Origin of the sequence: Bradyrhizobium sp. CCBAU 53340 (genome assembly GCF_015291645.1) — a bacterium.
Lineage (GTDB): Bacteria > Pseudomonadota > Alphaproteobacteria > Rhizobiales > Xanthobacteraceae > Bradyrhizobium.
On the sequence record NZ_CP030055.1, the window covers coordinates 4708373 to 4733221 of the forward strand.

26 protein-coding genes and 1 pseudogene are annotated in these 24849 nt (G+C 64.7%); 16 read left to right on the plus strand and 11 right to left on the minus strand.

The window, feature by feature from the left end:
- Positions 1–3 precede the first annotated feature (3 nt).
- Both XH89_RS22515 and XH89_RS22520 read left to right on the plus strand, forming a co-directional pair.
- Positions 4–2229 carry a DUF5682 family protein gene (locus XH89_RS22515; RefSeq protein ID WP_194462610.1) on the plus strand — a complete coding sequence of 742 codons (2226 nt, stop codon included), beginning with the start codon at positions 4–6 and terminating at the stop codon, positions 2227–2229.
- Complete coding sequence (locus XH89_RS22520; protein WP_194462611.1) at positions 2226–3407, plus strand: VWA domain-containing protein; 1182 nt, start codon at positions 2226–2228, stop codon at positions 3405–3407. The genes XH89_RS22515 and XH89_RS22520 overlap by 4 nt, the downstream gene beginning before the upstream one ends.
- A 6-nt stretch (positions 3408–3413) precedes the next feature.
- Here XH89_RS22520 and XH89_RS22525 read toward each other — a convergent pair.
- Positions 3414–3623 (minus strand): annotated as a pseudogene (locus XH89_RS22525) (LysR substrate-binding domain-containing protein); the annotation flags it as partial.
- 78 nt (positions 3624–3701) lie between these two features.
- Between XH89_RS22525 and XH89_RS22530 the strand changes: the two are divergent.
- Positions 3702–4574 (plus strand): bifunctional helix-turn-helix transcriptional regulator/GNAT family N-acetyltransferase, encoded by an 873-nt coding sequence (locus tag XH89_RS22530; RefSeq protein ID WP_194462612.1) that lies wholly within the window; start codon positions 3702–3704, stop codon positions 4572–4574.
- 55 nt (positions 4575–4629) lie between these two features.
- Complete coding sequence (locus tag XH89_RS22535) at positions 4630–5016, plus strand: ester cyclase (protein WP_194462613.1); 387 nt, start codon at positions 4630–4632, stop codon at positions 5014–5016.
- A gap of 19 nt (positions 5017–5035) precedes the next feature.
- Here XH89_RS22535 and XH89_RS22540 read toward each other — a convergent pair whose 3' ends face one another.
- Positions 5036–6262 carry an MFS transporter gene (locus XH89_RS22540; RefSeq protein WP_194462614.1) on the minus strand — a complete coding sequence of 409 codons (1227 nt, stop codon included), beginning with the start codon at positions 6260–6262 and terminating at the stop codon, positions 5036–5038.
- Positions 6263–6553: 291 nt separating this feature from the next.
- Positions 6554–7276: a TetR/AcrR family transcriptional regulator gene (locus tag XH89_RS22545; protein ID WP_194462615.1), complete on the minus strand. Its 723-nt coding sequence runs from the start codon at positions 7274–7276 to the stop codon at positions 6554–6556.
- A 108-nt stretch (positions 7277–7384) separates the two neighbouring features.
- Here XH89_RS22545 and XH89_RS22550 point away from each other — a divergent pair, with 108 nt between their 5' ends.
- From XH89_RS22550 to XH89_RS22560, 3 genes are all read left to right on the plus strand, one after another.
- Positions 7385–7825: a DUF2141 domain-containing protein gene (locus tag XH89_RS22550; RefSeq protein ID WP_194462616.1), complete on the plus strand. Its 441-nt coding sequence runs from the start codon at positions 7385–7387 to the stop codon at positions 7823–7825.
- Positions 7826–8149: 324 nt separating this feature from the next.
- A complete protein-coding gene (locus tag XH89_RS22555) occupies positions 8150–8443 on the plus strand; it encodes a hypothetical protein (RefSeq protein ID WP_194462617.1) in 294 nt (97 codons plus the stop codon).
- A 96-nt stretch (positions 8444–8539) separates the two neighbouring features.
- Entirely contained in the window at positions 8540–9037 is a 498-nt protein-coding gene (locus XH89_RS22560; protein WP_194462618.1) for a peptide deformylase, read from the plus strand.
- A 109-nt stretch (positions 9038–9146) separates the two neighbouring features.
- On the opposite strand, the gene XH89_RS22565 is transcribed toward XH89_RS22560, so the two are convergent.
- Positions 9147–10028, minus strand: coding sequence for a GyrI-like domain-containing protein (locus XH89_RS22565; RefSeq protein ID WP_194462619.1), 882 nt, complete (start codon positions 10026–10028; stop codon positions 9147–9149).
- A gap of 199 nt (positions 10029–10227) precedes the next feature.
- On the minus strand, positions 10228–11475 hold the full coding sequence (locus XH89_RS22570; protein WP_194462620.1) for a serine hydrolase: 1248 nt from the start codon (positions 11473–11475) through the stop codon (positions 10228–10230).
- A gap of 234 nt (positions 11476–11709) precedes the next feature.
- Between XH89_RS22570 and XH89_RS22575 the strand changes: the two genes are divergently transcribed.
- Positions 11710–12102, plus strand: coding sequence for a VOC family protein (locus XH89_RS22575; RefSeq protein WP_194462621.1), 393 nt, complete (start codon positions 11710–11712; stop codon positions 12100–12102).
- Positions 12103–12176: 74 nt separating this feature from the next.
- On the opposite strand, the gene XH89_RS22580 is transcribed toward XH89_RS22575, so the two are convergent.
- From XH89_RS22580 to guaA, 3 genes are read right to left on the minus strand one after another with little or no spacing between them, the layout of a single operon-like run.
- Positions 12177–12818, minus strand: a complete 642-nt coding sequence (locus tag XH89_RS22580) for a hypothetical protein (protein ID WP_246767586.1) — start codon at positions 12816–12818, stop codon at positions 12177–12179.
- Between the two features lie 4 nt (positions 12819–12822).
- Positions 12823–14493, minus strand: coding sequence for an SWIM zinc finger domain-containing protein (locus tag XH89_RS22585; RefSeq protein ID WP_194462622.1), 1671 nt, complete (start codon positions 14491–14493; stop codon positions 12823–12825).
- A gap of 48 nt (positions 14494–14541) precedes the next feature.
- A complete protein-coding gene (gene guaA, locus XH89_RS22590; protein ID WP_194462623.1) occupies positions 14542–16140 on the minus strand; it encodes a glutamine-hydrolyzing GMP synthase in 1599 nt (532 codons plus the stop codon).
- Positions 16141–16290: 150 nt separating this feature from the next.
- On the opposite strand from guaA, the gene XH89_RS22595 reads away from it, so the two are divergent.
- From XH89_RS22595 to XH89_RS22605, 3 genes are all read left to right on the plus strand, one after another.
- Positions 16291–16662, plus strand: coding sequence for a nuclear transport factor 2 family protein (locus XH89_RS22595; protein WP_194462624.1), 372 nt, complete (start codon positions 16291–16293; stop codon positions 16660–16662).
- A gap of 218 nt (positions 16663–16880) precedes the next feature.
- Positions 16881–17213: a DHCW motif cupin fold protein gene (locus XH89_RS22600; protein WP_194462625.1), complete on the plus strand. Its 333-nt coding sequence runs from the start codon at positions 16881–16883 to the stop codon at positions 17211–17213.
- Positions 17214–17483: 270 nt separating this feature from the next.
- Positions 17484–17693 carry a cold-shock protein gene (locus XH89_RS22605; RefSeq protein ID WP_194468579.1) on the plus strand — a complete coding sequence of 70 codons (210 nt, stop codon included), beginning with the start codon at positions 17484–17486 and terminating at the stop codon, positions 17691–17693.
- A 216-nt stretch (positions 17694–17909) separates the two neighbouring features.
- Here XH89_RS22605 and XH89_RS22610 read toward each other — a convergent pair whose 3' ends face one another.
- From XH89_RS22610 to XH89_RS22620, 3 genes are read right to left on the minus strand one after another with little or no spacing between them, the layout of a single operon-like run.
- Positions 17910–19211 carry an RsmB/NOP family class I SAM-dependent RNA methyltransferase gene (locus XH89_RS22610; RefSeq protein ID WP_194462626.1) on the minus strand — a complete coding sequence of 434 codons (1302 nt, stop codon included), beginning with the start codon at positions 19209–19211 and terminating at the stop codon, positions 17910–17912.
- Positions 19212–19245: 34 nt separating this feature from the next.
- Positions 19246–19668, minus strand: coding sequence for an MAPEG family protein (locus XH89_RS22615; RefSeq protein ID WP_194462627.1), 423 nt, complete (start codon positions 19666–19668; stop codon positions 19246–19248).
- A gap of 47 nt (positions 19669–19715) precedes the next feature.
- On the minus strand, positions 19716–20381 hold the full coding sequence (locus tag XH89_RS22620; protein WP_194462628.1) for an NUDIX hydrolase: 666 nt from the start codon (positions 20379–20381) through the stop codon (positions 19716–19718).
- Between the two features lie 130 nt (positions 20382–20511).
- Between XH89_RS22620 and XH89_RS22625 the strand changes: the two genes are divergently transcribed.
- From XH89_RS22625 to XH89_RS22645, 5 genes are all read left to right on the plus strand, one after another.
- Positions 20512–21507, plus strand: a complete 996-nt coding sequence (locus XH89_RS22625) for a radical SAM protein (protein WP_194462629.1) — start codon at positions 20512–20514, stop codon at positions 21505–21507.
- Between the two features lie 203 nt (positions 21508–21710).
- Positions 21711–22325 (plus strand): acriflavin resistance protein, encoded by a 615-nt coding sequence (locus XH89_RS22630; protein WP_194462630.1) that lies wholly within the window; start codon positions 21711–21713, stop codon positions 22323–22325.
- A 68-nt stretch (positions 22326–22393) separates the two neighbouring features.
- A complete protein-coding gene (locus XH89_RS22635; protein ID WP_194462631.1) occupies positions 22394–23236 on the plus strand; it encodes a metallophosphoesterase in 843 nt (280 codons plus the stop codon).
- Between the two features lie 169 nt (positions 23237–23405).
- On the plus strand, positions 23406–23750 hold the full coding sequence (locus tag XH89_RS22640; protein WP_194462632.1) for a RidA family protein: 345 nt from the start codon (positions 23406–23408) through the stop codon (positions 23748–23750).
- Between the two features lie 62 nt (positions 23751–23812).
- Positions 23813–24841: a succinylglutamate desuccinylase/aspartoacylase family protein gene (locus XH89_RS22645; protein WP_194462633.1), complete on the plus strand. Its 1029-nt coding sequence runs from the start codon at positions 23813–23815 to the stop codon at positions 24839–24841.
- Positions 24842–24849 lie beyond the last annotated feature (8 nt).

Here is a 24849-nt window from a genome sequence, read left to right on the forward strand (position 1 = left end):
ACAATGGCCGGCGACATCCATCTGTTCGGCATCCGGCATCATGGGCCGGGCTCGGCGCGGCGGCTGGTCGAGGCGCTCGACGCGCTGAGACCCGTCGCAATGCTGATCGAGGGCCCTGCGGATGCCTCCGACCTGCTGCCGATGCTCGCCGACCCCGACATGGTGACGCCGGTGGCGCTGCTCACTTACGCCGAGGACAATCCGGCCAACGCCAGCTTCTTTCCCTTTGCCGACTACTCGCCGGAATATCAAGCGGCCTGCTGGGCCGCGCGGCATGGTGCGTCCCTGCGTTTCATCGACCTGCCCGCTTCGGACCGGCTAGGCGCCTCCGCCAGCGATGTCGCAGAGGAAATTGCCGCGAGATCGGAGGAGGATCCGGTCAGCCGCGATCCGATCGGCGCGCTTGCGGCCGCCGCCGGCTATGACGACGGCGAGTCTTGGTGGTCCGATGTCATCGAGGAAAATCCTGCGACCGGTCCCGTGTTCGCAGCCGTCGCAGATGCGATGACCGCGCTGCGCGCGGACGAAAAACCGCTCTCGGCCCGCGAGGCCGCGCGCGAGGCGCATATGCGGATCGAGATCGCCAAGGCGGCGAAGGAATACGACGGCGCCGTCGCGGTCGTCTGCGGCGCCTGGCACGTGCCGGCACTGACCGAGCGCCGGAGCCTGGCGGCCGACCGCGAATTGCTCAAGGGTCGGCCGAAGACGAAGATCAAGGCGACCTGGGCACCGTGGACCGCGCCGCGTCTGGCACGCGCCAGCGGCTATGGCGCAGGCGTGGTCGCGCCCGGCTGGTGCGCGCATCTCTGGGAGACGCGTGACGGCGATCGCACTGCCATCTGGCTTGCGAAGGTGAGCCGCGTGCTGCGCGATCGCGGTCATTTCGTCTCGACCGCCTCCGTGATCGAGGCGCAGCGTCTCGGCGTGGCGCTGGCGGCATTGCGCGAACGCCCCTCGCCCGGCTTCGAGGAGCTCCGCCAGGCGGCGATCGCCTGCCTGTGCAACGGCGAGCGCGCCATGTGGAACGACATTGCCGCCGAGCTCCTGGTCGGCGCAGGTGTCGGATCGATTCCGTCATCGACGCCGCTGGCGCCGCTGCTGGAGGATCTCCAGCGCCAGCAGAAAGCGACGCGGCTGAAACCGGAAGCGCTGGAGCGGCCGCTGACGCTCGACCTGCGCAGTGAAAGCGGGCTGATGCGTTCGACGCTGCTGCACCGGCTCAATGCACTCGACGTGCCCTGGGGGCAGTTGACGGACGCCGGCCGCAGCCGCGGAACGTTCCGGGAGAACTGGCAGCTGCGCTGGGAGCCGGAATTCGCGGTGCGGCTGGTAGAGAACCTGCTCTATGGCTCAACCATCATGGACGCCGCCGCCGGCCGCCTGATCGAAGCGATGGGCAAGGAGACGGAGCTCGGCGCGCTGGCGGGCCTCGTACGCAACGCCATGATCGCGGATCTGCCGCGCGCCACAGAATCCGGGATCGCAGCGCTCGAAACCAAGGCAGCCCTCACCAGCGACGGCCAGTCACTGCTCGACGCACTGCCGCCGATGGCCGACATCCTGCGCTATGGCGAGGCGCGTGCCGGCACCGCCGAGCATCTCGCGGCCCTGATGCCGCGGATCGTGGTGCAGGCGGCGCTTGCCCTGCCCTACGCCGCCCGCAATCTGGATGTGCCCGCCGCAGCCAAGCTGCGCGGCGCGATCCTCGCAGGCGATGCCGCGATCCAGCTGGCCCAGCTCGATCCAGACGTCGTCAGCAGATGGCGCGAGGCGCTGACGGCCCTGCTACACGATGACCAGACGACCCGGCTGATCGCCGGCACGGCGGCACGGTTGCTCTATGAGGCGAAGCTGCTGGCTGCCGAACACACCGCGGACCTGCTTGCGCGGATGCTGTCACCGGGCACACCAATTGCCGAGGCGGCAGGTTTCTTCGAAGGCTTCTTCGAGGGTGCGGGCCAGCGGCTGATCCACGATGCGGCCTTGCGCGGCGCGGTCGACGGCTGGCTGCTGTCGCTCGATGACGAGGCCTTCACGGCCAGCCTGCCGCTATTCCGCCGCGTCTTCTCGGCGCTGGACCGTAACGAGCGCAGGCGGCTGATGGATGCGCTGTTTGCGCGGAACACGGGCGGCGCGAAAGGATATCGGCTGATCGCAGATGCCGCCGCGATCTGGCCGCAGCACGAGGCGCGTGTGCTTGCACTGCTCAACGCCGGAGCCCCCCGATGAGCGAGATCGACGAGCGCAATCGCCGCTGGACGCTGGCCCTCGGTGTTGACGCTGAGGATCCCGGCAACGCTGGCGCGCTGTCCGACAGCGACCGCCGCATGTCGGAGGCCCTAACGGCGCTTTACGGCAACGGCGACGAGGCGCCGAAGAAGGGCCGCGGCGGACTTGGCGGCTCGGCTCCGCGCGTCGCGAAATGGCTCGGTGATATCAGGGAGTTCTTCCCCGCTCCGGTCGTGCAGGTGATCCAGAAGGATGCGTTCGAGCGCAAGGGGCTGCGCCAGATGCTACTCGAGCCCGAATTCCTCGCAACCGTCGAAGCCGACGTGAACCTTATCGCCGATCTGGTCGCGCTCCGCGGCGTGATGCCGGAGAAGACCAGGGACACCGCGCGGATCGTGATCGCAAAGGTGGTGGCCGAGCTGATGGAGCGGCTCGAGCGACGCACGGCAGACGCAGTCCGCGGCGCGCTGAACCGTTCGCTGCGAACCAATCGCCCGCGCTTTGCCGACATCGACTGGCCGCGCACCATCAAGGCCAATCTGCGCCACTACCAGCCAGAGCATCGCACCGTGGTGCCGGAGCGGCTGATCGGTTTCCTGCGCCAGCAGCGCCGCATCGTCGATCTCGATGAGGTCATTCTATGCGTCGACCAATCAGGGTCGATGGCGACCTCCGTCGTCTACGCCTCGATCTTCGCGGCCGTGATGGCCTCGCTGCCGGTCGTGGCCACCAAGCTTGTCTGTTTCGATACCGCGATCGTCGACCTGACCGGGGAGCTCGCCGATCCCGTCGAGGTTCTGTTCGGCGTTCAGCTCGGCGGCGGCACCGATATCAACAGCGCGGTCGCCTATTGCGAGGAGCGCATCGAGCGGCCCTCCAAGGCGCATCTGATCCTGATCACCGACCTTTATGAGGGCGGCAATGCGGATACGCTGGTCGACCGGCTGGCCCGGCTCGCAACGCGCGGGATCAACGTGATCGTGCTGCTGGCGCTGACCGACACTGGCCGCCCGTCCTACGACCCGGTGCTGTCGGCGCGCGTTGCCAGTCTCGGCATCCCGGTCTTTGCCTGCACGCCGGACCAGTTTCCCGATCTGATGGCGACCGCATTGAAGCGCGAGGACGTCGCCGACTGGGCCGCCGATCAGGATATCAAAATGATCCGGCCCGAAGGATGAATTCAGCTAAAGCTCCGCCTCGCCGAAGATCCTGCTGATCCAGTCCAGAAAGACGCGCAGCCGCAGCGTGAGCTGGCGGTTTTGTGGATAGAGCGCCGACAGCGGCGTCGGCGACGGCGGATGGTCCGCCAGCACCTCGACCAGCGCGCCGCTGGCCAGATCCTCTGCGAAACGATAGCGCGGCGCCTGCACGAGGCCAAAGCCAAGCCGATGAAGTGTTCGTGATCCCTCCGGCATACCGGGCAAAGAGTTGAGGCAATTGACGGTGGATTAATATCTGACTAGAGTCAGATAATGCTCGATCCGGTCTCCCGCGTCCGCCGCTTCAACCGTGCCGTGACCACCGCTGTTGGTGCGCTCGACACGTCCTTCCTCGGGCGCGGGCGCCCGCTGGGAGCGGCGCGCGTGCTCAATGCGATCGGACACGGGCGGTCGGATGTCGGCGAGATCCGCGACTATCTCGGCCTCGATTCCGGACTGATGAGCCGGCTGTTACGCAGCCTGGAGGATGAAGGCCTGATCGAGACGCATGCGCATGAGAACGATGCGCGGCGTCGCGTCGCCAGCCTGACGCGCGCGGGCAAGCGCGAGTTCGCTGCCTACGAAGCGCTGTCGAACACGCAGGCCGAAGGTTTCCTCGCCCGCAACTCGCAACGCGAGGCGATGCTCGCGGCGATGGATCTGATTGCGTCGGCGCTGACACGTGATCGAACTGCACTCGTCGAGGTGGATCCGCGCAGCGACGAGGCGCGCTATTGCTTGGCTGAGTACTACGCCGAGCTCGGCCGTCGCTTCAGGCAGGGTTTCGACGTGTCACTGTCGCGCGATCCCGATGCCAAGGACATGCGCCGGCCGCGCGGCTGCTTCATCGTCGCGATGTCGGACACGCTGCCGATCGGTTGCGTCGGGCTGAAGGGGACCGATTACGGCTATGCCGAGATCAAGCGGTTGTGGGTCGCGCCGGCCGCGCGCGGCCTGGGTCTTGGCCGGCTCTTGATGGACGCAACCGAGGCTGCCGCGCGTGAGCTCGGCATCCCCCTGTTGCGGCTCGACACCAACAGCTCACTGCCGGAGGCTGGCCAGCTCTACCGCACCACCGGCTGGCGCGAGATCCCGCGCTTCAACGACGACCCCTACCCGGATCTGTTCTTCGAAAAATCGCTGTGAGCGATGCGCCGATTGCTCTGCTCCCGCGTTAGCCCGGAGCCGCCGGAGCATCGCCGTGACGCCAGCCGAACTCGCCAATCTCTATCGCAACTACATCGCCTGCCTGAACCGGCAGGATTGGGCAGCGCTGGGGCAGTTCGTCGACGAAGAGGTCGTCCACAATTCGCGGCCGCTCGGGCTCTCCGGCTATCGCGCGATGCTGGAGCAGGATTTTCGCGAGATTCCGGATTTGCAATTCAACATCGAGCTGCTGATCTCCGAGCCGCCGCAAATTGCCGCGCGGCTCAAATTTGATTGCACGCCGATCGGGACGTTTCTCGGGCTTGCCGTCGACGGCAAACGCGTGTCCTTCTGCGAAAACGTGTTCTACGCATTCCGCGACGGCAAGATCCGGGAAGTCCGGTCCGTCATCGACAAGGCGGCGATCGAGGCGCAGCTCTGAGGGCTGCGCCTCGATCCATTCACGCTGCCACCGGCGCCGGTGCGGGCTCGCCTTGCGGCTTCGGGAACGGACGGAACGTCATCGCCATCAGGAACGCGCCAAGGCCCATCGCCCAGGAGCCGATATAGAGCCAGGCGTAGCTGGAGAACGCGTCGTAGATCATGCCGCCGGCGAGCGGGCCGGTCGCCATGCCGAGACTGCCGGCCATCGCGGTGCCGCCGATCACGGTGCCCATCATGCGCAGCGGAAAGTTTTCGCGGATGATCACGGCGTAGAGCGGCATGGTGCCGGCATAGATGAAGCCGAACACCATCGCGACCGCATAGAACGTCGTGAGCTGGTGGGCAAAGACATAAGCGAGCGCGCCGAAGGCTTGCGCGAACAGGCCCGAGACCAGCACGCGCTTGGCCCCTAAACGATCGCCCATCAGGCCGAAGGCGATGCGGCCGCCGAGGCCGGCGAGGCCCTCGACGCTGTAGATCGTCACCGCCGAGATCAGCGGGATGCCGCAGCTCACGGCATAGCTGACGGTGTGGATGATCGGGCCCGAATGGGTGGCGCAGCAGAAGAAATTGGTGGCGAGCAGGATCAGGAATTGCGGCGAGCGCAGGGCCTCGCTGCGCGACATCTCGGCTTGCGCGCCGCCCTCGCCTGCAGCCGCCGTTGGCGGATGCGCAAGCGCCGGCGGACGGCGCACCAGCAGCGAGACCGGGATCATGATGGCGCCGACCACCAGCGCCACGATCTGCATCGATGTGCGCCAGTCATGATGAGACACGAGCCAGGCCGCGAACGGCGACATCGTCATCGGCGCGACGCCCATGCCGGCCGAGACCAGCGACACCGCGAGGCCGCGATGGGTGTCGAACCAGCCGGTGACGGTCGCCATCATCGGCGCGAAGATCGCAGCACAGGAGGCGCCGACCAGAAGGCCGAACACGAACTGGAACACGATCAGCGAGGTGGCATGGCTCGCGGCGAACAGGCTGAGCGCCAGCACGGTCGATCCCGTCAGCACCACCGGCAGCGGACCGAACTTGTCCGTCAGCGTGCCCCAGATCATGCTGCTGAAGGCCATCGCCAGGAAGCCGATCGTCATGGCGCTGGAGATGCCGGTTACCGACCAACCGGTGTCCTTGGTGATCGGCTGCAGGAACACCGGCAGCGAAAACATGCCGCCGATGGCGACGCAGCCGAGCAGGCCGCCGGCGGCGACGATCACCCAGCGATATCTGGAAGCAGTCATTTGTGTCTCCCGTCAGGTCTGTCTGGGTAAAAGACGAATGGGAACACGGCCAGCCGACAAATCTCAGATCATTTTGCCACAAGCTTTCCGCCTGCCAACAGGACAATCCGAAAACAACCCCATGCACAGTAGCCGAGCGCTGCCCGATCAATGACTTACGAGGCGAATGCCGTGCGACGTCAGAAAGCGGTTTGACTCGTCGGGCAAAACACCGGCACAATGCCATCATCCCCGCCCATCCAGTTCCCGTCTCCGGCCCTGACAGGCAAGCGTCCATCGCTCGCGCTGAGGTCACGCGTTGTCTTGCCGTCGACGCCGCGCGGCCGGTCGCGTTTGGGACAGGCCGCCCGCGGCCGAGGAGACAAGGGGATTTCGCGCGGGGGTCCCCGAGAGGGCGTTCATCGTGACCTCGATCAGGAACGCTTCAATCTCGTCCGCTGGAATTGACGATCTTGCATCGACCCACCAGGCGAGAACCTGGACCAGGGCCCCGGTCACATAGTGACTGGCGGCATCGCCTCGCCAATCGGTGTAACGGAACCGCGCCAGGTCCTCCGCGACGAGTTCGTGGACCATCGTCCGGAAGCGCGCTTGCACGACGACACCGCTCCGCCGGCCGACGATGGCCCGGAACAGCCGTCGCTGCTCGCCAATGTGATCGATCAGACCGCGCGCGAACGGAAGCATCTTGACGTCGTGCATCCTGGCTGCGGCCTGTCGGCGCAGCTCGTCGCTGAGATCGCCGAGGCCGCCATCCAGCAGATCCTCCTTGCTCTGGAAATACGTGTAGAACGTCGAGCGTCCGACATTGGCGCGCTCGCAGACTTCCAGCACGCTCAATTCGTCGAACCCCCTCTCCACCAGCAGGCTGAGGAATGCCTCGTTCAGCGCCCGCCGGGTGCGAAGGGTACGGCGATCATGCTGATTCCTGGTCCCATGCTTCTTCATCGTCTTCCGAACCCGGACAGTAACCTCACAAGTGTCCAATAGCGGACAGGACGCGCTCTCGTGCACTTCCTCCAGAACTGGACACGTGTCTAATACTGAACGCGCGGCCAATAGGCCAGCGGGGTGCTGCGCTGCATGCGCGGTTTCGGGCGTTCAAATCCGGGGATTTTTTTGATGGCAAGAGCCGCTTCAGCCCTGTTGGCAGCTATGTTGCTGGCTCCAACCGCGCTCCAGCCTTCGCTTGCTGGCGATACCGAGAGCCTGTCGGTTCGAGCCACAGGCTTTTCCAATTCGCGCGGCCATGCCGTCGCGAAGCTGTTTGGTCCCGGCGACACCGTGACAGGGCGGGGACGATGGCAGGTCAGCGCAACCATCGCGCGCGGCGTCGCGACGTTCGAGTTCGGCCGAATGCCCTCTGGCGACTATGCCGCCGTCGTATTCCATGACGAGAACGACAACGCCGTCATCGACCACAATGTACTGGGCGTGCCGAGCGAGGCACTTGGATTCTCGAACGGCTTCAGGCTCGGACTGACCTCGGGAATGCCGACCTTCGAGAAGCTGCGCTTCAGGCATGGGGCTCGGCCTGAGGTCATCGACATTACCGTGCAATAATCGGAAAGTTGTGTTCCATGCTCTCGATGCTGAAGCCGCACGCAGGCAGCGCAAATGCTGGGATTGCGGCCACCGCGCTGGCGGTCTCTGCCCTGGCGACGATCATCCTCACGCACACGGCAGAGGCGCTGTCGCCGTTGCGCATCCTCACCTTGGCGCTCACGACATTTGCCTTGTGGGCATTCGGTGACGAAATGGGACTGCGCAAACCGCTCAATCGGGCCGGCTTTGTGTGCTTCTCGTTCTCGGTTGGCGCCAAGTTCAGTGGCTCCAGGGATGGATGGTCGATACCTCCTGGCCTACTCCGCATTGCTGATGGCTTCGATGCTGTTCTGGTCGGTCGCGTTCCTGCACCGTCCCGCGATCCCGAAGACGCTTGGAGCGATCGGCGTCGGCGCCAGCCTGGCGACGATCCTGGTTGTGGTGGTCGGACATGTCGTGATCGGCGTCGCCGCGCTTTTCGGACTGCAATCCTTGCTGGGCGCGTCGGCCGGCGCGGGGCTGGCCGACCTGACCTTCGTGAACTTCGTCGAACGGCTGTTTGCAGCCTGGTCAGGCGCCGCCTCCTGGTTACTCTGGCGTGGATACATCAGGGACGTCGCGACCCCAGTCATCTGAGGATGAGCATTGAGCAAGCGCGCGTGCAGTTCTGAGTGAAGCTGCCGCTGCGAAGAATAGGATGCGTCACGCCCCGGCGAATGGTAGGAGCCTCAAATGACCATCCGCCCCATCGTCCGCTATCCCGACCGCCGGCTTGCGATGCCGGCCCGGCCCGTCACCGCCTTCGACGACGGCCTGCGCGAGCTGGCGGCCGATTTGCTGGAGACCATGCGCGCCGCACCCGGGATCGGCATCACGGCGCCGCATATCGGCGTGCCGTTGCGGCTGGTCGTGCTCGAGCTCGATCCCAAGGTGGGGCCCCAGACCTACGTCAACCCCGAGATCGAATGGGCTTCACCCGAGATGATCCTGCACAAGGAAGGCAGCGTCTCGATGCCCGGCGTCACCGACGAGGTGCAACGCCACGCCCGCGTGCGGATCAGCTATCAGGATCTCGACGGCACCACGCAAAGCGAGGAGTCCGAGGCCTTGCGCGCCGTCTGCCATCAGCACGAGATCGACCAGCTCGACGGGATGTTCTGGATCCAGCGGCTGTCACGGCTCAAGCGCGAGCGGCTGGTGAAGAAGTTCGAGAAGCTTTCGCGGGCGTGACCGATTTTCCGGGTTGAACGATCTATCCGCGGGCTCGCTCACCTCTCCCGCTTGCGGGAGAGGGAGCGCACCGCCGACGACGCGGTACACCAACCTGATCGGCTCAACGCTACTTCAGCGGCAGGAACAGCTCCGCGACCGTCTCATGCTCCGGCACCTCGGGGAAGAAGCTCAGCCGCTGGCAATAGATCGGGAAGTCGCGCGCTTCCTCGCCGCTGGCCGGAAGCCAGTCACGGTAAAGAAACAGCGCGGCGGGCTCGAGATTGTCGGTATAGCCTGTCACGCGCAGCACGGCGCAGCGTCCGCCGGGGATCTCGCCGGCCTTGACCTCTTCGCCGCTCGCCGCGATCGGCTGGTCAGTGCCGACACAGAGATCCACGCTGTAATCGGCTGGCGACGCAGGCCGTCGCTCCGAGCGCCAGACCGTGAAGGTCGGATGGTTGCTGGGGTGCAGGCCGGCCGCCTTGCGCCAGGCGACGAAGCGCTGGATGGTTGCAGGAAGCGTCGTCGGGCTGCCGCGATGCTCCATGATCGCGACCTTGGTGGTCGGCACATTGCGGATCGTCACGTCGTCATTGGTCAAACTTGTCTGCATGAGCTTGCTCCTCGCATCTTCGAGAGGCCCGAAGGCCGCAAGCCACGGCTCCCAATCGGGAGATTTCCGGAACGACGACGGCGATTGCCCGAACCGTTGCCGAAAGGCACGGGCGAAGGCATCGGGCGCCTCGTAGCCGGCATCCATCGCGATCTCCGTGACAGGTTCATCGTCTCTGTACGCCAGCCTGTACGAAGCGCGCTTCATGCGGGCGAGCTGGACATAACGATGCACCGACAAGCCGAAAGTCGCGGTGAACTGCCGGTGGAAATGGAATTTCGAGAAGGCCGCAACAGAGCTCAAGCTGTCCAGGTCCAGATCCGCGTCGAGATGCCGGTCGATATGATCCAGCACCCGCCGCATCCGGGCCTGATAGTTTTGCAGTGCCGCCGTCATCGTCGCTCCTCCGTGGCGGCTTGAGTTAGGCCGGGATGGCCGCGAAGCGCTCGACCGATCTTGCGGTTTGGGGCACTGTCGTCGCCCGGCTTGACCGGGCGACCCAGTACGCCGCGGCCCCTCGATTCAATCACAACCGCCTCTGGAATACTGGATCGCCCGATTAAATCGGGCGATGACAGCGCGTGTATGGCGCAGCCTACCCGCCCGCCATCAGTTCCTTTGCCAGCGCCATATAGGCCGGCAGCGTCACGGGATCGTTGGCGGCATTGCCGGCGACAGGATGCGAGGCGTAGCGCGCGATCACCAGCTCGGCTCTGGGATCGATATAGATGCCCTGGCCGTGCACGCCGCGCGCCATGTAGGCGCCGTGTTCGTTGTGCGTGACCCACCATTGGTTGCGGTAGGACGCGCCAGGGAGCGTGGCGTAGCCGGCCGGCTTGAATTTTTGGGGATCGCCGCCGCGGGCGATGTCTTCGACCACCTGTGACGGCACGATCTGGCGGCCGTTGAAGCGGCCGTGATTGCGGATGGTCTCGCCGAAGCGGGCGAGATCGCGCAAAGTTGTCGAGAGCCCGCCACCGCCGCTCTCGGTGCCGATACGGTCGACGTGATAATGCGCGTCTTCCTCCGCTCCCATCGGCTGCCAGATCCGCTCGGACATCAGATCGGACAGCGTCATGCCGCTGGCGCGCCTGACGATCCAGGCCAGCACGTCGGAATTGACGGTCTTGTAGGAAAACGCCTTGCCGTGCTCGCCCTGCTTCTTCTGCGCGATCAGGAAATCGAAGATGGTGGTGGCGCCCTCATAGCCGGGCGGGATCGGCGCCATGCCGTTGGCGCGACGCAAGTCCCATACGGCGGAGTTCCTGTCGGTATAAACTTCGGTGTATTCGAGACCCGTGGTCATATCCATGGCCTCGTGCACGCGCGCATCGCCGAACGCGCTCGTCTTCAGTTCGGGCACATAGTCCGTCACCGGCGCCTGCGGATCAATCTTGCCCTCCGCAATCAAGATGCCGGCGAGCGTGCCGGTGAACGACTTCGTCACCGACATCGCGATATGCGGCTTGTGCGGCTTCAACGCACCGAAATAACGCTCATAGATCAGCCTGCCCCGATGCAGCACCGCGATGCCGTCGGCATACGCCTCCTCCAGCATCTGAGCGAACGTCATGCGCCGCCCGTCCATCGTGGTCGAAGTGACCGCACCGATGTCCTGTTCCGCGCGCGGCAGCGGCGACGCCGGCCCCGCCCCGCGCCAGACGTTCACCGTCGGCACCAGCCGGCGGATGTTGCTCCAGGCCCAGCGCAGCTCGGGGAAATTGCGGAACGAGCCGTCCTGGAAGGTGATGGTGCGGTCGGGGGATGGTGGAAAGCCGCGCATCCAGCCGAGGGTTTCGGGGTCGGTTTCGGTCGCTATGGCAGGTGCTTGGCTTGCGGACATGCGGACGGGCTCCGGAGGCGGCGATGCGGAAGTCGTATCATGACCGGGCGTGACACACATCCGACGCAAGCGCGGGCCAGCCGCGCAACAATCGGGTCCGGGGCAATTCATTGAAGGGATCGAGCACGCGCGCGCCGAGTGGCGCACCAGTCAAAACGGCAATCCGCTTCCATATCTTCAAATACGTTATTATCTTTTGTCAAAACACCGCCTGGTCAACCGAGGCCCCTCGAAATGAACAGCTTGAACAATCTGGAGTGCGTGACCCTCTTCGTTGATGACCTCGCACGCACGAGATCATTCTACGAGACGGTGTTCGAGGCGAGGCCGATCTATTCCGATGCCGTATGCAGCGTGATCGGGCTCGGTGGCGTCATGGTCAATTTGCTGCAGGCGACGGAGGCGCCGCAACTTGTGCAACCGGTGGTGCCGGCCGCTTCAAACGCCGGCCCACGCATGCTCATGACCATCCGCGTCGCCGATGTCGATGAAGCCTGCGCGAGGATCCGGCAAAACGGTGTGGCGCTGGTGAACGGCCCCATCGATCGTCCCTGGGGCCGTCGCACCGCCGCCTTTGCCGACCCATCCGGTCATATGTGGGAGATCGCGCAGGAGATACGCTCCTAGAATCCGTCATCCTGCCGGGCCGGTTGGGCCAAGCGATTCTAGCGGCAAACGTCGCTGGCGACCTGCCAGCGGCGTCAGTCGCGCGATCGACGCGGCACCGAGCGCGCTTTCTCGCTGCCGATCATAGCTCCGATCCCTTCGACCGTGGGCAGATCCAGCGCCGACAGCACACGTCCCTTTCCGCGTTTGTACAGTGTTGCATAGCGGGCCGGCTCTAGAAGGTCCGGCCGCGGCTGGAATCCCAATACCACCTTGTTGAAGCGAATTGCGCCGCAACCCGGAGCTTCGCAATCCTGCTTATCCTTCGGGCACGCGTTGAATGAGCAGAGCCGGCCGAGATAGCGGTCGCTGCCCGGTTCGATCAGAAAAATGTCGAGCTGTTGAGGGACCACGCTCGTGCCGGCTCCACGTTCAAATGCCGCGCGAAGCGCCAGAGCGGCGGCACGACGAAGGGCGTCGAGCCGGTCCAGTGAATCAATCCAGACCGCGATATCCAGATCACCGCACTCATGCCAGACCTCGATGCCTGCGCGTCGAAACTCCGAAAACCGGGGAACTTCTTTCCAGAGTGGCTTGGCAACCGAGCCGATCACCGCCACCGCTTCCACCTCCCGATGCGATGCCCATGCATCGGCAACGACGTCGGCAGCAATCCTGAACTCGCGCTGTCGCTGCAACAGGAAGCGGTTCTGCTCGTCGATCTTTGCGCGCCTCACTGTCTTACCCCAACAACTTCATGAAATTGCGTTTGCGACCGTGCCGCACCCTGAGATCAGCGACGTACGCTAGCTGCTCGGCCTCGCTACGTAGCCTCGCCATGCGACGAATTATTTTGACCGCTTCTTCGTAGCCGGCGCCAGTCAGCAGTCGCTCGATTTGCGCCTCGTAGAATTGAAGCGCCTCGCGCGGAAACTTCATGTCGCTAGCCTCGACCAGCGCCTGCCTCGCGTAAGGCGAAGCACCAAACCTGCTCACGGACGACCATGCATCATCGAACCGCTTTTCGGATATGTAAATCTCGACCAGGAGATCGGGGCGATCGTGCCACAAGGTGCCCGACTTCTTGCCAAGACGGGCCTCCAACACGGCGACCGCTCGCTCAACCGCGGCAGTGCCGGCGAGCTTGCGAAGCTGCTTGAATATTTCCAGGCTGGGCTGCTTCTCGAATGCCCGCCACAGATGGGCCTCCGCATCCGGCTTGCGGCGGGCCTTCGTCAACAGGTTTACGGCAAAAAACAACAACCGCTCGTCCGACTGCCGATCCTCGAATAGCCAAAGACCTTCCTCGGCACGCCGCAAGGCTTCGTTCTCACGCCCTTCCGACGCGCAAATCTGCGCGAGTTCGAGATAGTCCCAAGGCGATTCGAGATTCTTCGCATACACGGCGATCCTCGCATCGACGTCGCCTTCGCGTTTAGCAAAGAAGTCGAGAATTCCCCGCAGAATGTAGATGGAACCGCTTGCACTCTCCGTCCCTCGGGTCATACCCGAGCGCGCGGGCAATTTGTCCCATGCCGCGACCGCAAGACGCCTGTACTCGGCAAGACCCGACTCACCGAGCACGTCGGCGTACCGCTCAGCCGCGCCCCGGAAGGTTTCGAAGTCGCTCTTCGTCTCTCGCGCGAACAGGCTTCGTGCAAGCTCGATGGGCTCTGGCCGCGCGGCTTCCGCCGCTGCGTGATGGATATCTAACGCTTGAGAAAGCAGCTCGCCGAGCAGGCCGTCGGAATCATCGATCGCTTCGAACTTTGCTTCAATGGCCTCGATTGCATGGTCGATCAAACCGAGCGCGAGGCCGGCGCGCGATCCCGACGCGAGTTGGGCTACCATCTCCAGCACCTCCTCAACCCCGGCCTGCCAGCGCGGAGCTTCGCGATAGTCGACATATCCCCGCGTGCGGGTCGCTGCGTCAATCGCCTTGCGCAAGCGCTTCTCGAGCGTCCCGTCGTCCGCCTGTAGGGCGGCCGATTGAATCTCAAGCCTGCCAAGCAACTCGGGATATTGCTCTGCCACGCCGAAGATCAGGTCGACCAGCTCATCCGCGGTCTTGCTTTTCAAGTATTGGCGTATCCGCGACCGTGCTTCGGTCGTTGCGACTTCGATATCGCGTCCTCCAGCATTTGCCGCGAGCGCCGTCGCGACCATGTGCTTGCAGAACACTTGTTCTGCAAAGGCGGGACAGGAGCAGTTTCCGCCAATCTCGCTTCCCCACCCCGTTAGAATCGTGCGGTAGTCCTCGGACCCGGCGACCTCGGCTACAACGCGCTGCGGCGTGAGAGACTGGATCTCGACGCTTCCTTCCTCGAAATATTCCTCGCCTCGCTCAAAGGTCTTTCCGCCCGCAAGCTTTTTGACCTTCGCAATGTCAAAGCGGGCGGAGTTTTGCGACATCGAACGACCGTCATTTTATCAGAGACAGGCGGCCAAACACGCCGTCCCCTACTCCCACTCAATCGTCCCCGGCGGCTTGCTGGTCACGTCGTACACCACCCGGTTCACGCCCTTCACCTCGTTGATGATGCGCGTGGCGGTCTCGCCCAAAAACTTCATGTCGAACTGGTAGAAGTCCGCGGTCATGCCGTCGGTCGAGGTGACGGCGCGGAGGCCCACCACATAATCGTAAGTGCGGCCGTCGCCCATGACGCCGACCGTCTTCACCGGGAGCAGCACGGCAAACGCCTGCCAGATCTCGTCGTAGAGGCCATGCCTCCTGATCTGGTCGATGTAGACGGCATCGGCCTTGCGCAGGATGTCGAGCTTGTCTTTGGTGATATCGCCGGGGCAGCGGATGGCGAGGCCCGGGCCTGGGAACGGGTGGCGGCCGACGAAGATTTCGGGCAGACCCAGCTCGCGCCCGAGCTTGCGCACCTCGTCCTTGAACAATTCGCGCAAGGGCTCGACGAGCTTCATGTTCATGCGCTCGGGCAGACCGCCGACATTGTGGTGCGACTTGATGGTGACTGAAGGGCCGCCGGTGAAGGAGACGCTCTCGATCACGTCGGGGTAGAGTGTGCCTTGGGCGAGGAAGTCGGCGCCGCCGATCTTCTTGGCCTCAGCTTCGAACACCTCGATGAAGAGGCGGCCGATGGTCTTGCGCTTGGTCTCGGGGTCGGTGACGCCCTCGAGCTCGCCGAGGAATTGCTTGGAGGCATCCACGTGCACGAGCGGGATGTTGTAGTGATGGCGGAACAGGTCGACCACCTGCTCGGCCTCGTTCAGGCGCATCAGGCCGTGATCGACGAAGACGCAGGTGAGCTGGTCACCGATGGCCTCGTGGATCAGCACGGCCGCGACGGCGGAATCGACGCCGCCGGACAGGCCGCAGATCACCCTGCCCTTGCCGACCTGAGCACGGATCTTGGCGATCTCCTCCTCGCGGAAGGCGCGCATGGTCCAGTCGCCGGTGAGGCCGGCGATCTTGCGGACGAAGTTGCGGATCAGCTTGGCGCCGTCGGGCGTGTGCACCACCTCGGGGTGGAACATCAGGCCGTAATATTTTCGCGTCTCGTCCTGGATGATCGCGAAGGGCGCGTTCGGCGAGGTGCCGGCGACCGAGAAGCCCGGCGGCATCCTGGTGATGCGATCGCCATGGCTCATCCAGACCTGGTTCTTGCTGCCTGACGACCAGACGTCCGCGAACAGCTTGCTGTCGGCCTTGACCTCGACATCGGCGCGGCCGAACTCACGGTGATGGCCGCCTTCGACCTCGCCGCCGAGCTGGGCCGCCATGGTCATCTGGCCGTAGCAGATGCCCATCACGGGCACGCCGGAATCGAAGATCAGTTGCGGTGCACGGGGCGAGCCGGCCTCATGCACCGATTCAGGGCCGCCGGAGAGAATCACCGCTTTCGGCTTCATCTCCTTGAAGGCCTGTTCGGCCTTGTTGAACGGGACGATTTCGCAATAGACGCCGTCCTCGCGCACGCGACGCGCGATCAGCTGCGTCACCTGGCTGCCGAAATCGACGATGAGAATCTTGTCGTGCGCCGAGGCCACCGAGGGCGTCGACGCGGAGCGGTCGTTCTGTGCTGCTGTCATGGCAAGCCAATACGCGATGAGCCCCCGGCCCGCAACCGCGCGTCTGCGCGCGCCCACATGCTTCTTTGGGCATGGACAAATGGATATAGGTAAGTATTATTTACCTAATTTGCCCCATCCAGAAACCGGGGGCCGATCAGGGAGAACGCCATGTCTGGATTTCATCAGCCTTCACAGCTTGCCGCGCTCGGCCGGACCTGGCTCGAGGCCTGGAATGCCCGCGATCTCGAGCGCGTGCTGGCGCTCTATGACGAGGCCACCGTGATGACCTCGGATCGCATCCCCGCGATGGGGTTCGATGCCAGCGGCACCGTGCGCGGCAAGGACGCGCTCCGCGCCTATTGGAGCAAGGCGCTCGCCCTATTGCCGGAGCTGCACTTTTCGCTGATCGACCTGTTCGTCAGCCCGGACAGCGTCGTGGTGTTCTACCAGAACGAGCGGGGCAAGAAGATCTGCGAATATCTGCGGGTGAATGATGCGGGGCTGATCGTGCAGGGCTCGGCGAACCATCTGCCGCATTGAGTGCGCTTGAACGCGACGACCTCGCTCCTTCCCCGTCATCCTGAGGTGCGAGTTCTGCGGCGCGCAGCGACGCAGGGCGAGCCTCGAAGGATGTACGGCCCCGATGCAGCCAGGCCGTCGCCCTTCGAGGGCCGCTGAAGAAGCGGCCATCTCAGGGTGACGGTGATAGAGGCGTGCGCTAACAACAGCACCGCCGGCACTGAAACAGGACCCTCCCCATGAAACTCCCCACCTCGCCCTTCACCGTCACCGACTGGAGCAAGGTCGAAGCCACAAGGCATCCCGGTGAGACCGGACAGGCGCTTTGGCGGACGCTCAACATCGGCGACCTTCGCGTGCGGATGGTCGAGTATTCGCCGGGCTATCTCGCCGATCACTGGTGCGATCGCGGCCACGTCATCTTCGTGGTCAAGGGCGAGCTCGACAGCGAATTGCGCGACGGGCGCAAGTTCAAGCTGACGCCGGGCATGAGCTACCAGGTCTCGGATTTCGGCGATGCCGCGCATCGCTCCTCGACGGCAGTGGGCGCGACGCTCTTCATCGTGGACTGACGGAACTATCCTTCCGGAAAACGGTGTGCAGCGCAAAATAGCAAACCATGGACAGTTCGCTGCCAACGCGTGTTGCCTTGAACTGGCCCCAATATTTAGCTAGATTAACAGGCATCGATCCTTGGCCGAACGACTGGGCCGCGGCGCCTCATTTCCCAATGGGCGAGCACGTTTCAGGTATTTCTCCAAAATCGACCAACCGGGACGAAGGGCGCGAGCTGTCGCGCTTTGGTCCCCCTGAGTGCATCGTCACTTGAGAAGGAAATGACTATGACTATGGGCACCGTGAAGTGGTTCAACAACCAAAAGGGTTTTGGTTTCATCCAGCCCGACAACGGCGACAAGGACGTCTTCGTCCACATCAGCGCCGTCGAGCGCGCGGGTCTGTCGACCCTCAATGAGGGCCAGAAGGTGTCGTTCGACATCGTCGCGGACCGCCGCAGCGGCAAGTCCGCCGCCGACAACCTCCGCGCCGGCTAGAGGCCTGCGCCATTGGCGATCTGACCGCGGACGTACCGGCAGACCGTTGAGCTAAAGAAACCCCGCGACCGGGATTCCGGTTCGCGGGGTTTTTGTTGTAGGTGTCATTCCGGGGCTCGCGAAGCGAGAGCCCGGAATCCATTGACCCGCAGAGTCTGTCGCACGATGGATTCCGGGCTCGCCCTTCGGGCGCCCCGGAATGACGGCGGAGCGAGATCAAGCCATTTTCTTCAGCACCGAGACGAAGAACCCGTCCGTCCCGGTCCGCCGTGGCGTCATCAGCCAGCCTTCGGGTGATTGCAGCGCGGCGTCTGCGAACGCCTCGGCCTTGTCCCAGAGCACGCTCGCGGTCTGTTCCGGCGGTACGACCGAGAACTCCGGATGGCTGGCGACGAACGCCCGCACCTGCTCGTTGTTCTCCTCCGACAGCACCGAGCAGGTGATGTAGGCGATGCGGCCGCCCGCCTTCACCAGCGGAACGGCGCGCGCCAGCACCTCGGCCTGGTCCTTGAGACGAATCTCCAGCGCGCCCGGCCGCATGCGCCATTTGGCGTCGGGGTTGCGGCGCCAGGTGCCGGTTCCCGTGCAGGGCGCATCGATCACGACGAGGTCGGCGGTGCCGCGGATATCGGCCAGCGGATCGGCATCGCCCTTGGGCGTGCGGACCTCGGCATTGTGGACGCCGGCGCGCGACAGGCGCTCGTGGATCGGCGCAAGCTGGCGCTTGTCGCTGTCGGTCGCGATCAGTCGGCCCTTGCCCTGCACCTGTGCTGCGAGCGCGAGCGTCTTGCCGCCGGCGCCGGCGCAGAGATCGATCACCTGCTCGCCCGGTTTTGCCGCCGTGAACAGCGCCGCAAGCTGCGATCCTTCATCCTGCACTTCAATGCCGCCCTTGATGAAATCCTCTTCCGCCTGGATTCCCGGATTGCGCGCATCGGCCGAAAGCTCGATGCGTAAGCCCGTTGGCGACCATGGCGTCGGTTTCGCATGAAGATGAGCAAGCGCCTTCAGCACCTTGTCGCGATTGGATTTTAGCGTGTTGACCCGCAGGTCGAGCGGGGCCCGGCTCGCCATCGCAGCCGCCTCGGCGATGCGGTCCTCGCCGAACACTTTTGTCAGGTGCGGGTCGAGCCACTCAGGGTAGTCGCCGGCGACAGCGGCGGGCGCATCCTTCAGGGAGCGATGGCCGAGCGCCGCCTGCTCGGCGTCCGTCAACGGCGCGGGTGCAAACCGGCTGCCGTCGAACAGGGCGCCCATGGTCGCGGTGTCCATGTTGCGCTCGAGGCGGAGCATGCCGATCAGGCGCGCGCGGGCGGTGTCGGAGTCCATCAGATGCGCGCTGGAGGAAAAGCGGCGCAGCACGTCCCAGACGAGGCCGGCAATGGCGGCGCGGTCGCCGGAGCCGGCAAAGCGGTGCGCGGTGCCCCACTCCTTCAGCGCTTTCGCCGCGGGCACGCGGTCGCGTTCGATAGTGTCGATCAGTTCGATGGCTGCTGACAGCCGGGCAGCGGGAGTCATTTGAATCTTTCAGGTGAAATCAGACCAGCAAGAGCTAGATCAGCAACAGGATTCTCAGTGCGAAGTAGATCCACATCGCCAACAGCACCAGCACGCCGGCGAGCCAGACCGACGAGCGGTAGCCCAGATCGTTCGAGCTGACGAACACGCCGGCATGGGCAAAGCGCGTCACCACGAACACCCAGGACATCAGCACGATGAAGAGATCGGCATGGCGGAGCGGCAGCGCCAGCGCGATCAGGGCGTAGAACAGCACCGGCAGCTCGAACTGGTTGCGGTAGCAATTGGCGATTTGCGTGGGGCCCTTCGGCCAGTTCGGCTCGCCCAGCGCAATGTCGCGGATCTTGGTCTCGCCCGAGACCAGCGCCTTCCGGCGCCCGAAAACCATGCCGATCAGGAGCGCGAAGGTGAGCCCGATCTGCACGAAGACAGGCAGCAAGACCATTTGAACCGACATCGGAACTTTCCCGAAAATGGCGCGAACCGCGCGCGAGGCAATCACCGCTACACGGTGCGGTCGAATTCGACAACGCCGGACTTGGCCAAACGAAACAATTGCGCCGGCCGGGCCGTTGCCTTGCTGACGGAACCGGTCACGGGCTCGATCATCCGGAGCTCGTCGACCTTGCGGCGGAAGGCGCTGTCGTTGAGCGAGCGGCCGAGCGCTGCTTCATAAGCGCGCCGCAGCTCCGGCAGCGTGAATTCGGGCCGCAGCAGGAAGGCCGGCAGCGAGGAATAGGCCGCGCGGCGCCGGCAGCGCTCGAGCGCGCCGGCGAGGATCGCGTCATGGTCGAACGGAAGCCCCTTCGCCTCGGCGAGCGGCAGCATCTTCAGCGACGCATCGCCCTTGGCTGCGAGATCTTCGTACGGCAGCAGCGCGTAATAGGCGATCGACGCCGACCAGCCGCGCGGATCGCGCGCTGCGCCCGAGAACGTCATCAACTGCTCGAGCACGCGCACCGAAAGTCCGGCCTTGTCGCGCAACACCCGCACCGCTGCAGCGTGGGTCGATGCGTCCTCTTCGGGATGGACATAGCCGCCGACCAGCGCGAGCCGCCCGGCATGCGGGGCCTTTTCGCGCGCCTGGAACACGGCATGAATGCGGTCGTCGTGCAGGGTCAGCAGCACGACGTCGATGGTGAGAATGGGGCGGATCAGCTCGGCAGCCATGCCGTTGATCCTACTTCATTCAAATAGCAAATTGCAAATAACAAGTTGCAATAGAAACACATCAGGCCCAGGCTTCGTCAAGGCGATGGCAATCATCGTCTGAGACATTGAGGCAAAGGGAGAGGCCGACATGATCGTGGTCTGGCGTGTCGTGGACAGCTGCAACCTCGCCTGCGGATTCTGCGCGTATGACAAGCGGCTCGGCTTTCCGCGCAGCCAGGCGGCGCCCGCTGATATCCTCCGTTTCGCCGCGGTGCTGGCCGAGCACCAGTCGCAGACCGGCGACCGGGTTCTCCTGAGCTGGCTCGGCGGCGAGCCGCTGCGCTGGCAGCCGTTGCAGGCCCTGACCCATGCCGTGCGCAGTCTCGGCCTCGAAGTCAGCGCGACCACCAACGGCACGACGCTCGGCAGCCCGGCCCTGCGCCAGCATCTGTGCGAGAGCTACAAGGAGCTGACCATCAGCGTCGACGGTTTTGCCGCCTTCCATGATCCCTCGCGCGGCTGGGCTGGCGGGTTCGAGAAGCTGCGCCGCTGGGTGCCCCAGCTGGCGCGCGAGGCGCGCGCACTCGGCTCAAGATTGAAGCTGCGCGCCAATGTCGTGCTGATGCACCAGAACCTCGGTGAGTTCGCCGCGCTGTGCGAGGAGCTCGCCGATTGGGGCATCGCCGAGATCACCTACAACCAGCTCGGTGGCCGCGACCGGCCGGAGTTCTACCCGCAGCACCGTCTCACGGGCGCTGACGTCGATGCGCTGGAACGGGCCCTTCCGGCGATCCGCCAACGCCTCGCGGCGCGCGACGTCGTGCTGGTCGGCGGCGAGCAATATCTCGCGCGGATCCGGGCAAGCACGCTGGGGCAGCGGATGCCGGTCTGGGATTGCGATCCCGGGCAGAGCTTTCTGTTCATCGACGAGAAGGGCCAGGTCTCGCCTTGCAGCTTCACGACGCAGGATTACGGCATCGACATCGGCTCCCTGCAAAGCGTCGCGGATCTTGCCGCCCTGCCCGCCCGCTTCCGCCTGTTGCAGCAGGCCGCTCGGTCTCGGCAGTGCGACGACTGCCTCAGCACGCAGGTCTGCGGCAAGTTCTCACGCCGCGCGGCGCCGATCCTGATGGCCGCAGAATAGTGCTTCAGGGGTCGACGCAGGATCTCGGCCAATCCATTTGAACAGTCATCGCAATTGCCGTCGGCGCCACAGCGCCGGCGGCATTGTTTGCGGCGACGGCCGCGATCAGCCGCGAACGACTTGAACCAGCGTTCCCGATTCCGCGACCAACTGGCGATAGTTAAAGCCATTTCAGCCCCCGGGGCCCAAGGCGAGCCAGCGCCATGACCACCCTGTCCAGCCTTTGGACCGAATTCGCCGACGGCCAGCTCGGCATCTGGATGTCGGCACTGTCGGGCCTCGCAGCGGCGCTCGCGGTCGCCCTCGCAATGACCGTGTACTTCCGGCTGAGCTACCGGACCTGGCGCGACGTCGTCAGGCATGGTCTGGCGGCACTCGCCGCGGTCGCCCTGCTGACCTTCGTCGCCTACGACATGCACCACGCCGCGCTCGCCTATCTCGGCCTCAACCCGTCCAGGCCCGCGGTCGAGTTCGAGATCCGGATGCCGCGCGAGACGCTGACGGCGGTGCCGGACACCCAGATCGAGCTGCACACCGACCGCAACCAGACGCTCGCTTTGGTCGACGGCGTGACCGACCTCGCCGACGGGCGCGCGCTGCTGCGCGGCGCGGTCGCCCTCAACCATCGCACCGCCGACCGGGTGCTGGTCGTGAACCTGCCGGGCAAGGGCACGTTCGAGTTCCGCCTGCGCCTGCCCGCCGAGCCGCATCGCAGCGAGCAGTTCGGGCCCTGGCACCTTGCCGATCGCATCACCTCGCCGCTTGCCGGCACCGTGGCTCCGCAGGACGCCTACACGATCCGCTATCGCGTGCTTTAAACTTTGTTTCATCGCGGATCCTGCGCGTACGTCATCGTTCCGACGTTTGACGACGCGATACTTCGCCCATGTCCGAATTTCGCCTCACGCAGATTTCCGACACGCATCTGGGCCGGCGCTTTCCCGGCCTGATCGCGAACTTCGATCGTGTCAGCGAGCACATCGATGCAAGCAGGCCCGATCTCGTCGTCAACACCGGCGACGTCTCCTTCGACGGCCCGAGCAGCCGCGAAGATATGGAGTTCGCGAAGAGCCTGCACGATGCGCTGCCCGTCGCCTGCCGCTACATCCCCGGCAATCACGACATCGGCGACAATCCGACCGCGCTCGGGCCGGCGCCGAAGCCACCGGTCACCGAAGCGCACCGCCGACAATTCCGCGCCATCATCGGCGAAGACCATTGGTCGTTCGAGGCTGCCGGCTGGCGCATCATCGGCCTCAACTCGCTTGTCATGAATTCAGGGCTCGCGTTCGAGGCCGAGCAATTCGACTGGCTCGCCTCGGAGATCGCGCACGTCAACGGCAAGCCGGTCGCGCTCTTCATCCACAAGCCGCTGTTTCTCAACCTGCCCGACGATGCTGAAACGCCTGAGACCTCGATCCGCTACGTGCCGCAGCCGGCACGCGCGCGGCTGATCGAGATGTTCGCGCGCGTCGATCTCCGCCTCATCGCCAGCGGTCATGTACACCAGCGCCGCGACTTCACGTTCCGCCATATCAGGCACGTCTGGGCGCCATCCGCCGGCTTCAAGATCAACGATTCACGCCAGGACCTGATCGCGATCAAGGAGACCGGCCTCGTCGAGTACCGCTTCGCGCCCGACAGCCTTGAAGTCCGACACATCCGTGCTGCCGGTCAGGTCGATGTCGATATCGAAGAGATCCTCGTTCAGATGGGCGGCGAGCCCTAGCTCAGCGGGCAGGCAGTTTCCTCTACTATATTACCTCATCGCATCAAATTTCACCTTGGAATGCCGATTTTGGCTAATGACAACGTTGTCATTCGCTCATATCGTTCCCTTCAGCGGTTAGGAACCGCAGGCTCTGCGGGAGCCGCCTTTCACGAGGAGAGATTCGAAAATGATCAAACGTTACGTCGTCGGCTCGCGCATGAGCCAGGCTGTCGCCGCCGGCGGCATGGTGCACATCGCCGGCCAGGTCGCTGATGACCGCAAGGCGGGCATCGTGTCACAGACGCAGCAGGTGCTCGCCAAGATCGACGCGCTGCTTAAGGAGGCCGGCTCCGACCGCTCCAGGCTGATCGCGGTCAACGTCTTCCTGCCTCATATCACCGACTTCGACACCATGAACTCGGTCTATGATGCCTGGATCGATCCGACCAATCCGCCGGCGCGCGCCTGCGTCGAAGCCCGTCTCGCCGATCCCGATCTGCGCGTCGAGATGACCGCGGTCGCGTTGCTGTAACGGCCGTCCTTTCGTTCAACCTTCGGCCGGCGTCGGTGACGACGCAGCCATGAGGCCAGCCCATGCATACCGGACTCTTCCACGACATCGACTTCGAGAAGGACCAGAAATGGTCGGGCCATCTCGGCATTCCCTTCTCGATCGATCGCTCACCCTACTTCCAGCTCAAGATCCCGATCTTCCGGATCAAGAACGGCGCCGGCCCGAAGCTGCTGCTGATGGCCGGCAATCACGGCGATGAATATGAAGGCGAGATCACGCTGACGCGGCTCTATCGCCGGCTCGACGCCAAGGCGATCAAGGGCGAGATCACCATCCTGCCCTTCGCCAACCTGCCCGCGGTGATGGCGGCGCGCCGCCGCTCGCCGCTCGACGAGGGCAATCTCAACCGCGCCTTCCCCGGCGATGCCGGGGGCACGCCGACGTTCCGGCTGGCGCATTTCCTCGAGCACGAGCTGTTTCCGCGTCATGACGTCGTGTTCGACATCCATTCCGGTGGCACGTCGATGGCGCATGTGCCTTGCGCGCTGATCGAGCGGCAGGGATCGCCCGAGATGTTCGGCCAAGCCTTGCGCCTGATGGAAGGGCTTGGCATGCCCTTCGCCTTCGTCGCCGAGAACGGCGCGGCCGCGCCGACATCGATGGCCGCCGCTGCCCGCGCCGGCGCGATCGGGCTATCAGGCGAATTCGGCGGCGGCGGCACCGTCACGCCGCAGACGATGGCACTGACCGCACGCGCGGTCGATCGGCTGATGCTCGCACTCGGTCTGGTTCAGGCGCCGGTGCTCGGACCTCACGCACCGGTCGAGCGCGACACCGAATTGCTGGCGCTGCAAAGTCACGCCCAGGCGGTGTTCGCGACACGCCGAGGCTGGTTCGAGCCTGCGGTCATGGTCGGCGCGCGCGTTGCGGCCGGCGACATTGCCGGTTGGTACCATGATTTCGAGCGACCGGAGCTGGCGGAAGAGGTGCTGCGCTTCCCTGCCGACGGCATCGTCATCTCCCAGCGTCTCCACACCGACAGCCAGAGTGGCGACTGCCTGGTCCAGGTCGGCCGCGCGCTGTCGCGTGATGAGGTGTTCACAAGCTGAGCTTTGGA

What these genes read in the sequence shown, in the direction of transcription:
- XH89_RS22515 (WP_194462610.1), top strand. Translation starts at nt 4, where the DNA reads ATGGCCGGCGACATCCATCTGTTCGGCATCCGGCATCATGGGCCGGGC.
- XH89_RS22520 (WP_194462611.1), top strand. Translation starts at nt 2,226, where the DNA reads ATGAGCGAGATCGACGAGCGCAATCGCCGCTGGACGCTGGCCCTCGGT.
- XH89_RS22530 (WP_194462612.1), top strand. Translation starts at nt 3,702, where the DNA reads ATGCTCGATCCGGTCTCCCGCGTCCGCCGCTTCAACCGTGCCGTGACC.
- XH89_RS22540 (WP_194462614.1), bottom strand. Translation starts at nt 6,262, where the DNA reads ATGACTGCTTCCAGATATCGCTGGGTGATCGTCGCCGCCGGCGGCCTG.
- XH89_RS22550 (WP_194462616.1), top strand. Translation starts at nt 7,385, where the DNA reads ATGGCAAGAGCCGCTTCAGCCCTGTTGGCAGCTATGTTGCTGGCTCCA.
- XH89_RS22555 (WP_194462617.1), top strand. Translation starts at nt 8,150, where the DNA reads ATGCTGTTCTGGTCGGTCGCGTTCCTGCACCGTCCCGCGATCCCGAAG.
- XH89_RS22560 (WP_194462618.1), top strand. Translation starts at nt 8,540, where the DNA reads ATGACCATCCGCCCCATCGTCCGCTATCCCGACCGCCGGCTTGCGATG.
- XH89_RS22565 (WP_194462619.1), bottom strand. Translation starts at nt 10,028, where the DNA reads ATGACGGCGGCACTGCAAAACTATCAGGCCCGGATGCGGCGGGTGCTG.
- XH89_RS22570 (WP_194462620.1), bottom strand. Translation starts at nt 11,475, where the DNA reads ATGTCCGCAAGCCAAGCACCTGCCATAGCGACCGAAACCGACCCCGAA.
- XH89_RS22575 (WP_194462621.1), top strand. Translation starts at nt 11,710, where the DNA reads ATGAACAGCTTGAACAATCTGGAGTGCGTGACCCTCTTCGTTGATGAC.
- XH89_RS22585 (WP_194462622.1), bottom strand. Translation starts at nt 14,493, where the DNA reads ATGTCGCAAAACTCCGCCCGCTTTGACATTGCGAAGGTCAAAAAGCTT.
- guaA (WP_194462623.1), bottom strand. Translation starts at nt 16,140, where the DNA reads ATGACAGCAGCACAGAACGACCGCTCCGCGTCGACGCCCTCGGTGGCC.
- XH89_RS22595 (WP_194462624.1), top strand. Translation starts at nt 16,291, where the DNA reads ATGTCTGGATTTCATCAGCCTTCACAGCTTGCCGCGCTCGGCCGGACC.
- XH89_RS22600 (WP_194462625.1), top strand. Translation starts at nt 16,881, where the DNA reads ATGAAACTCCCCACCTCGCCCTTCACCGTCACCGACTGGAGCAAGGTC.
- XH89_RS22605 (WP_194468579.1), top strand. Translation starts at nt 17,484, where the DNA reads ATGACTATGGGCACCGTGAAGTGGTTCAACAACCAAAAGGGTTTTGGT.
- XH89_RS22610 (WP_194462626.1), bottom strand. Translation starts at nt 19,211, where the DNA reads ATGACTCCCGCTGCCCGGCTGTCAGCAGCCATCGAACTGATCGACACT.
- XH89_RS22615 (WP_194462627.1), bottom strand. Translation starts at nt 19,668, where the DNA reads ATGTCGGTTCAAATGGTCTTGCTGCCTGTCTTCGTGCAGATCGGGCTC.
- XH89_RS22620 (WP_194462628.1), bottom strand. Translation starts at nt 20,381, where the DNA reads ATGGCTGCCGAGCTGATCCGCCCCATTCTCACCATCGACGTCGTGCTG.
- XH89_RS22625 (WP_194462629.1), top strand. Translation starts at nt 20,512, where the DNA reads ATGATCGTGGTCTGGCGTGTCGTGGACAGCTGCAACCTCGCCTGCGGA.
- XH89_RS22630 (WP_194462630.1), top strand. Translation starts at nt 21,711, where the DNA reads ATGACCACCCTGTCCAGCCTTTGGACCGAATTCGCCGACGGCCAGCTC.
- XH89_RS22635 (WP_194462631.1), top strand. Translation starts at nt 22,394, where the DNA reads ATGTCCGAATTTCGCCTCACGCAGATTTCCGACACGCATCTGGGCCGG.
- XH89_RS22640 (WP_194462632.1), top strand. Translation starts at nt 23,406, where the DNA reads ATGATCAAACGTTACGTCGTCGGCTCGCGCATGAGCCAGGCTGTCGCC.
- XH89_RS22645 (WP_194462633.1), top strand. Translation starts at nt 23,813, where the DNA reads ATGCATACCGGACTCTTCCACGACATCGACTTCGAGAAGGACCAGAAA.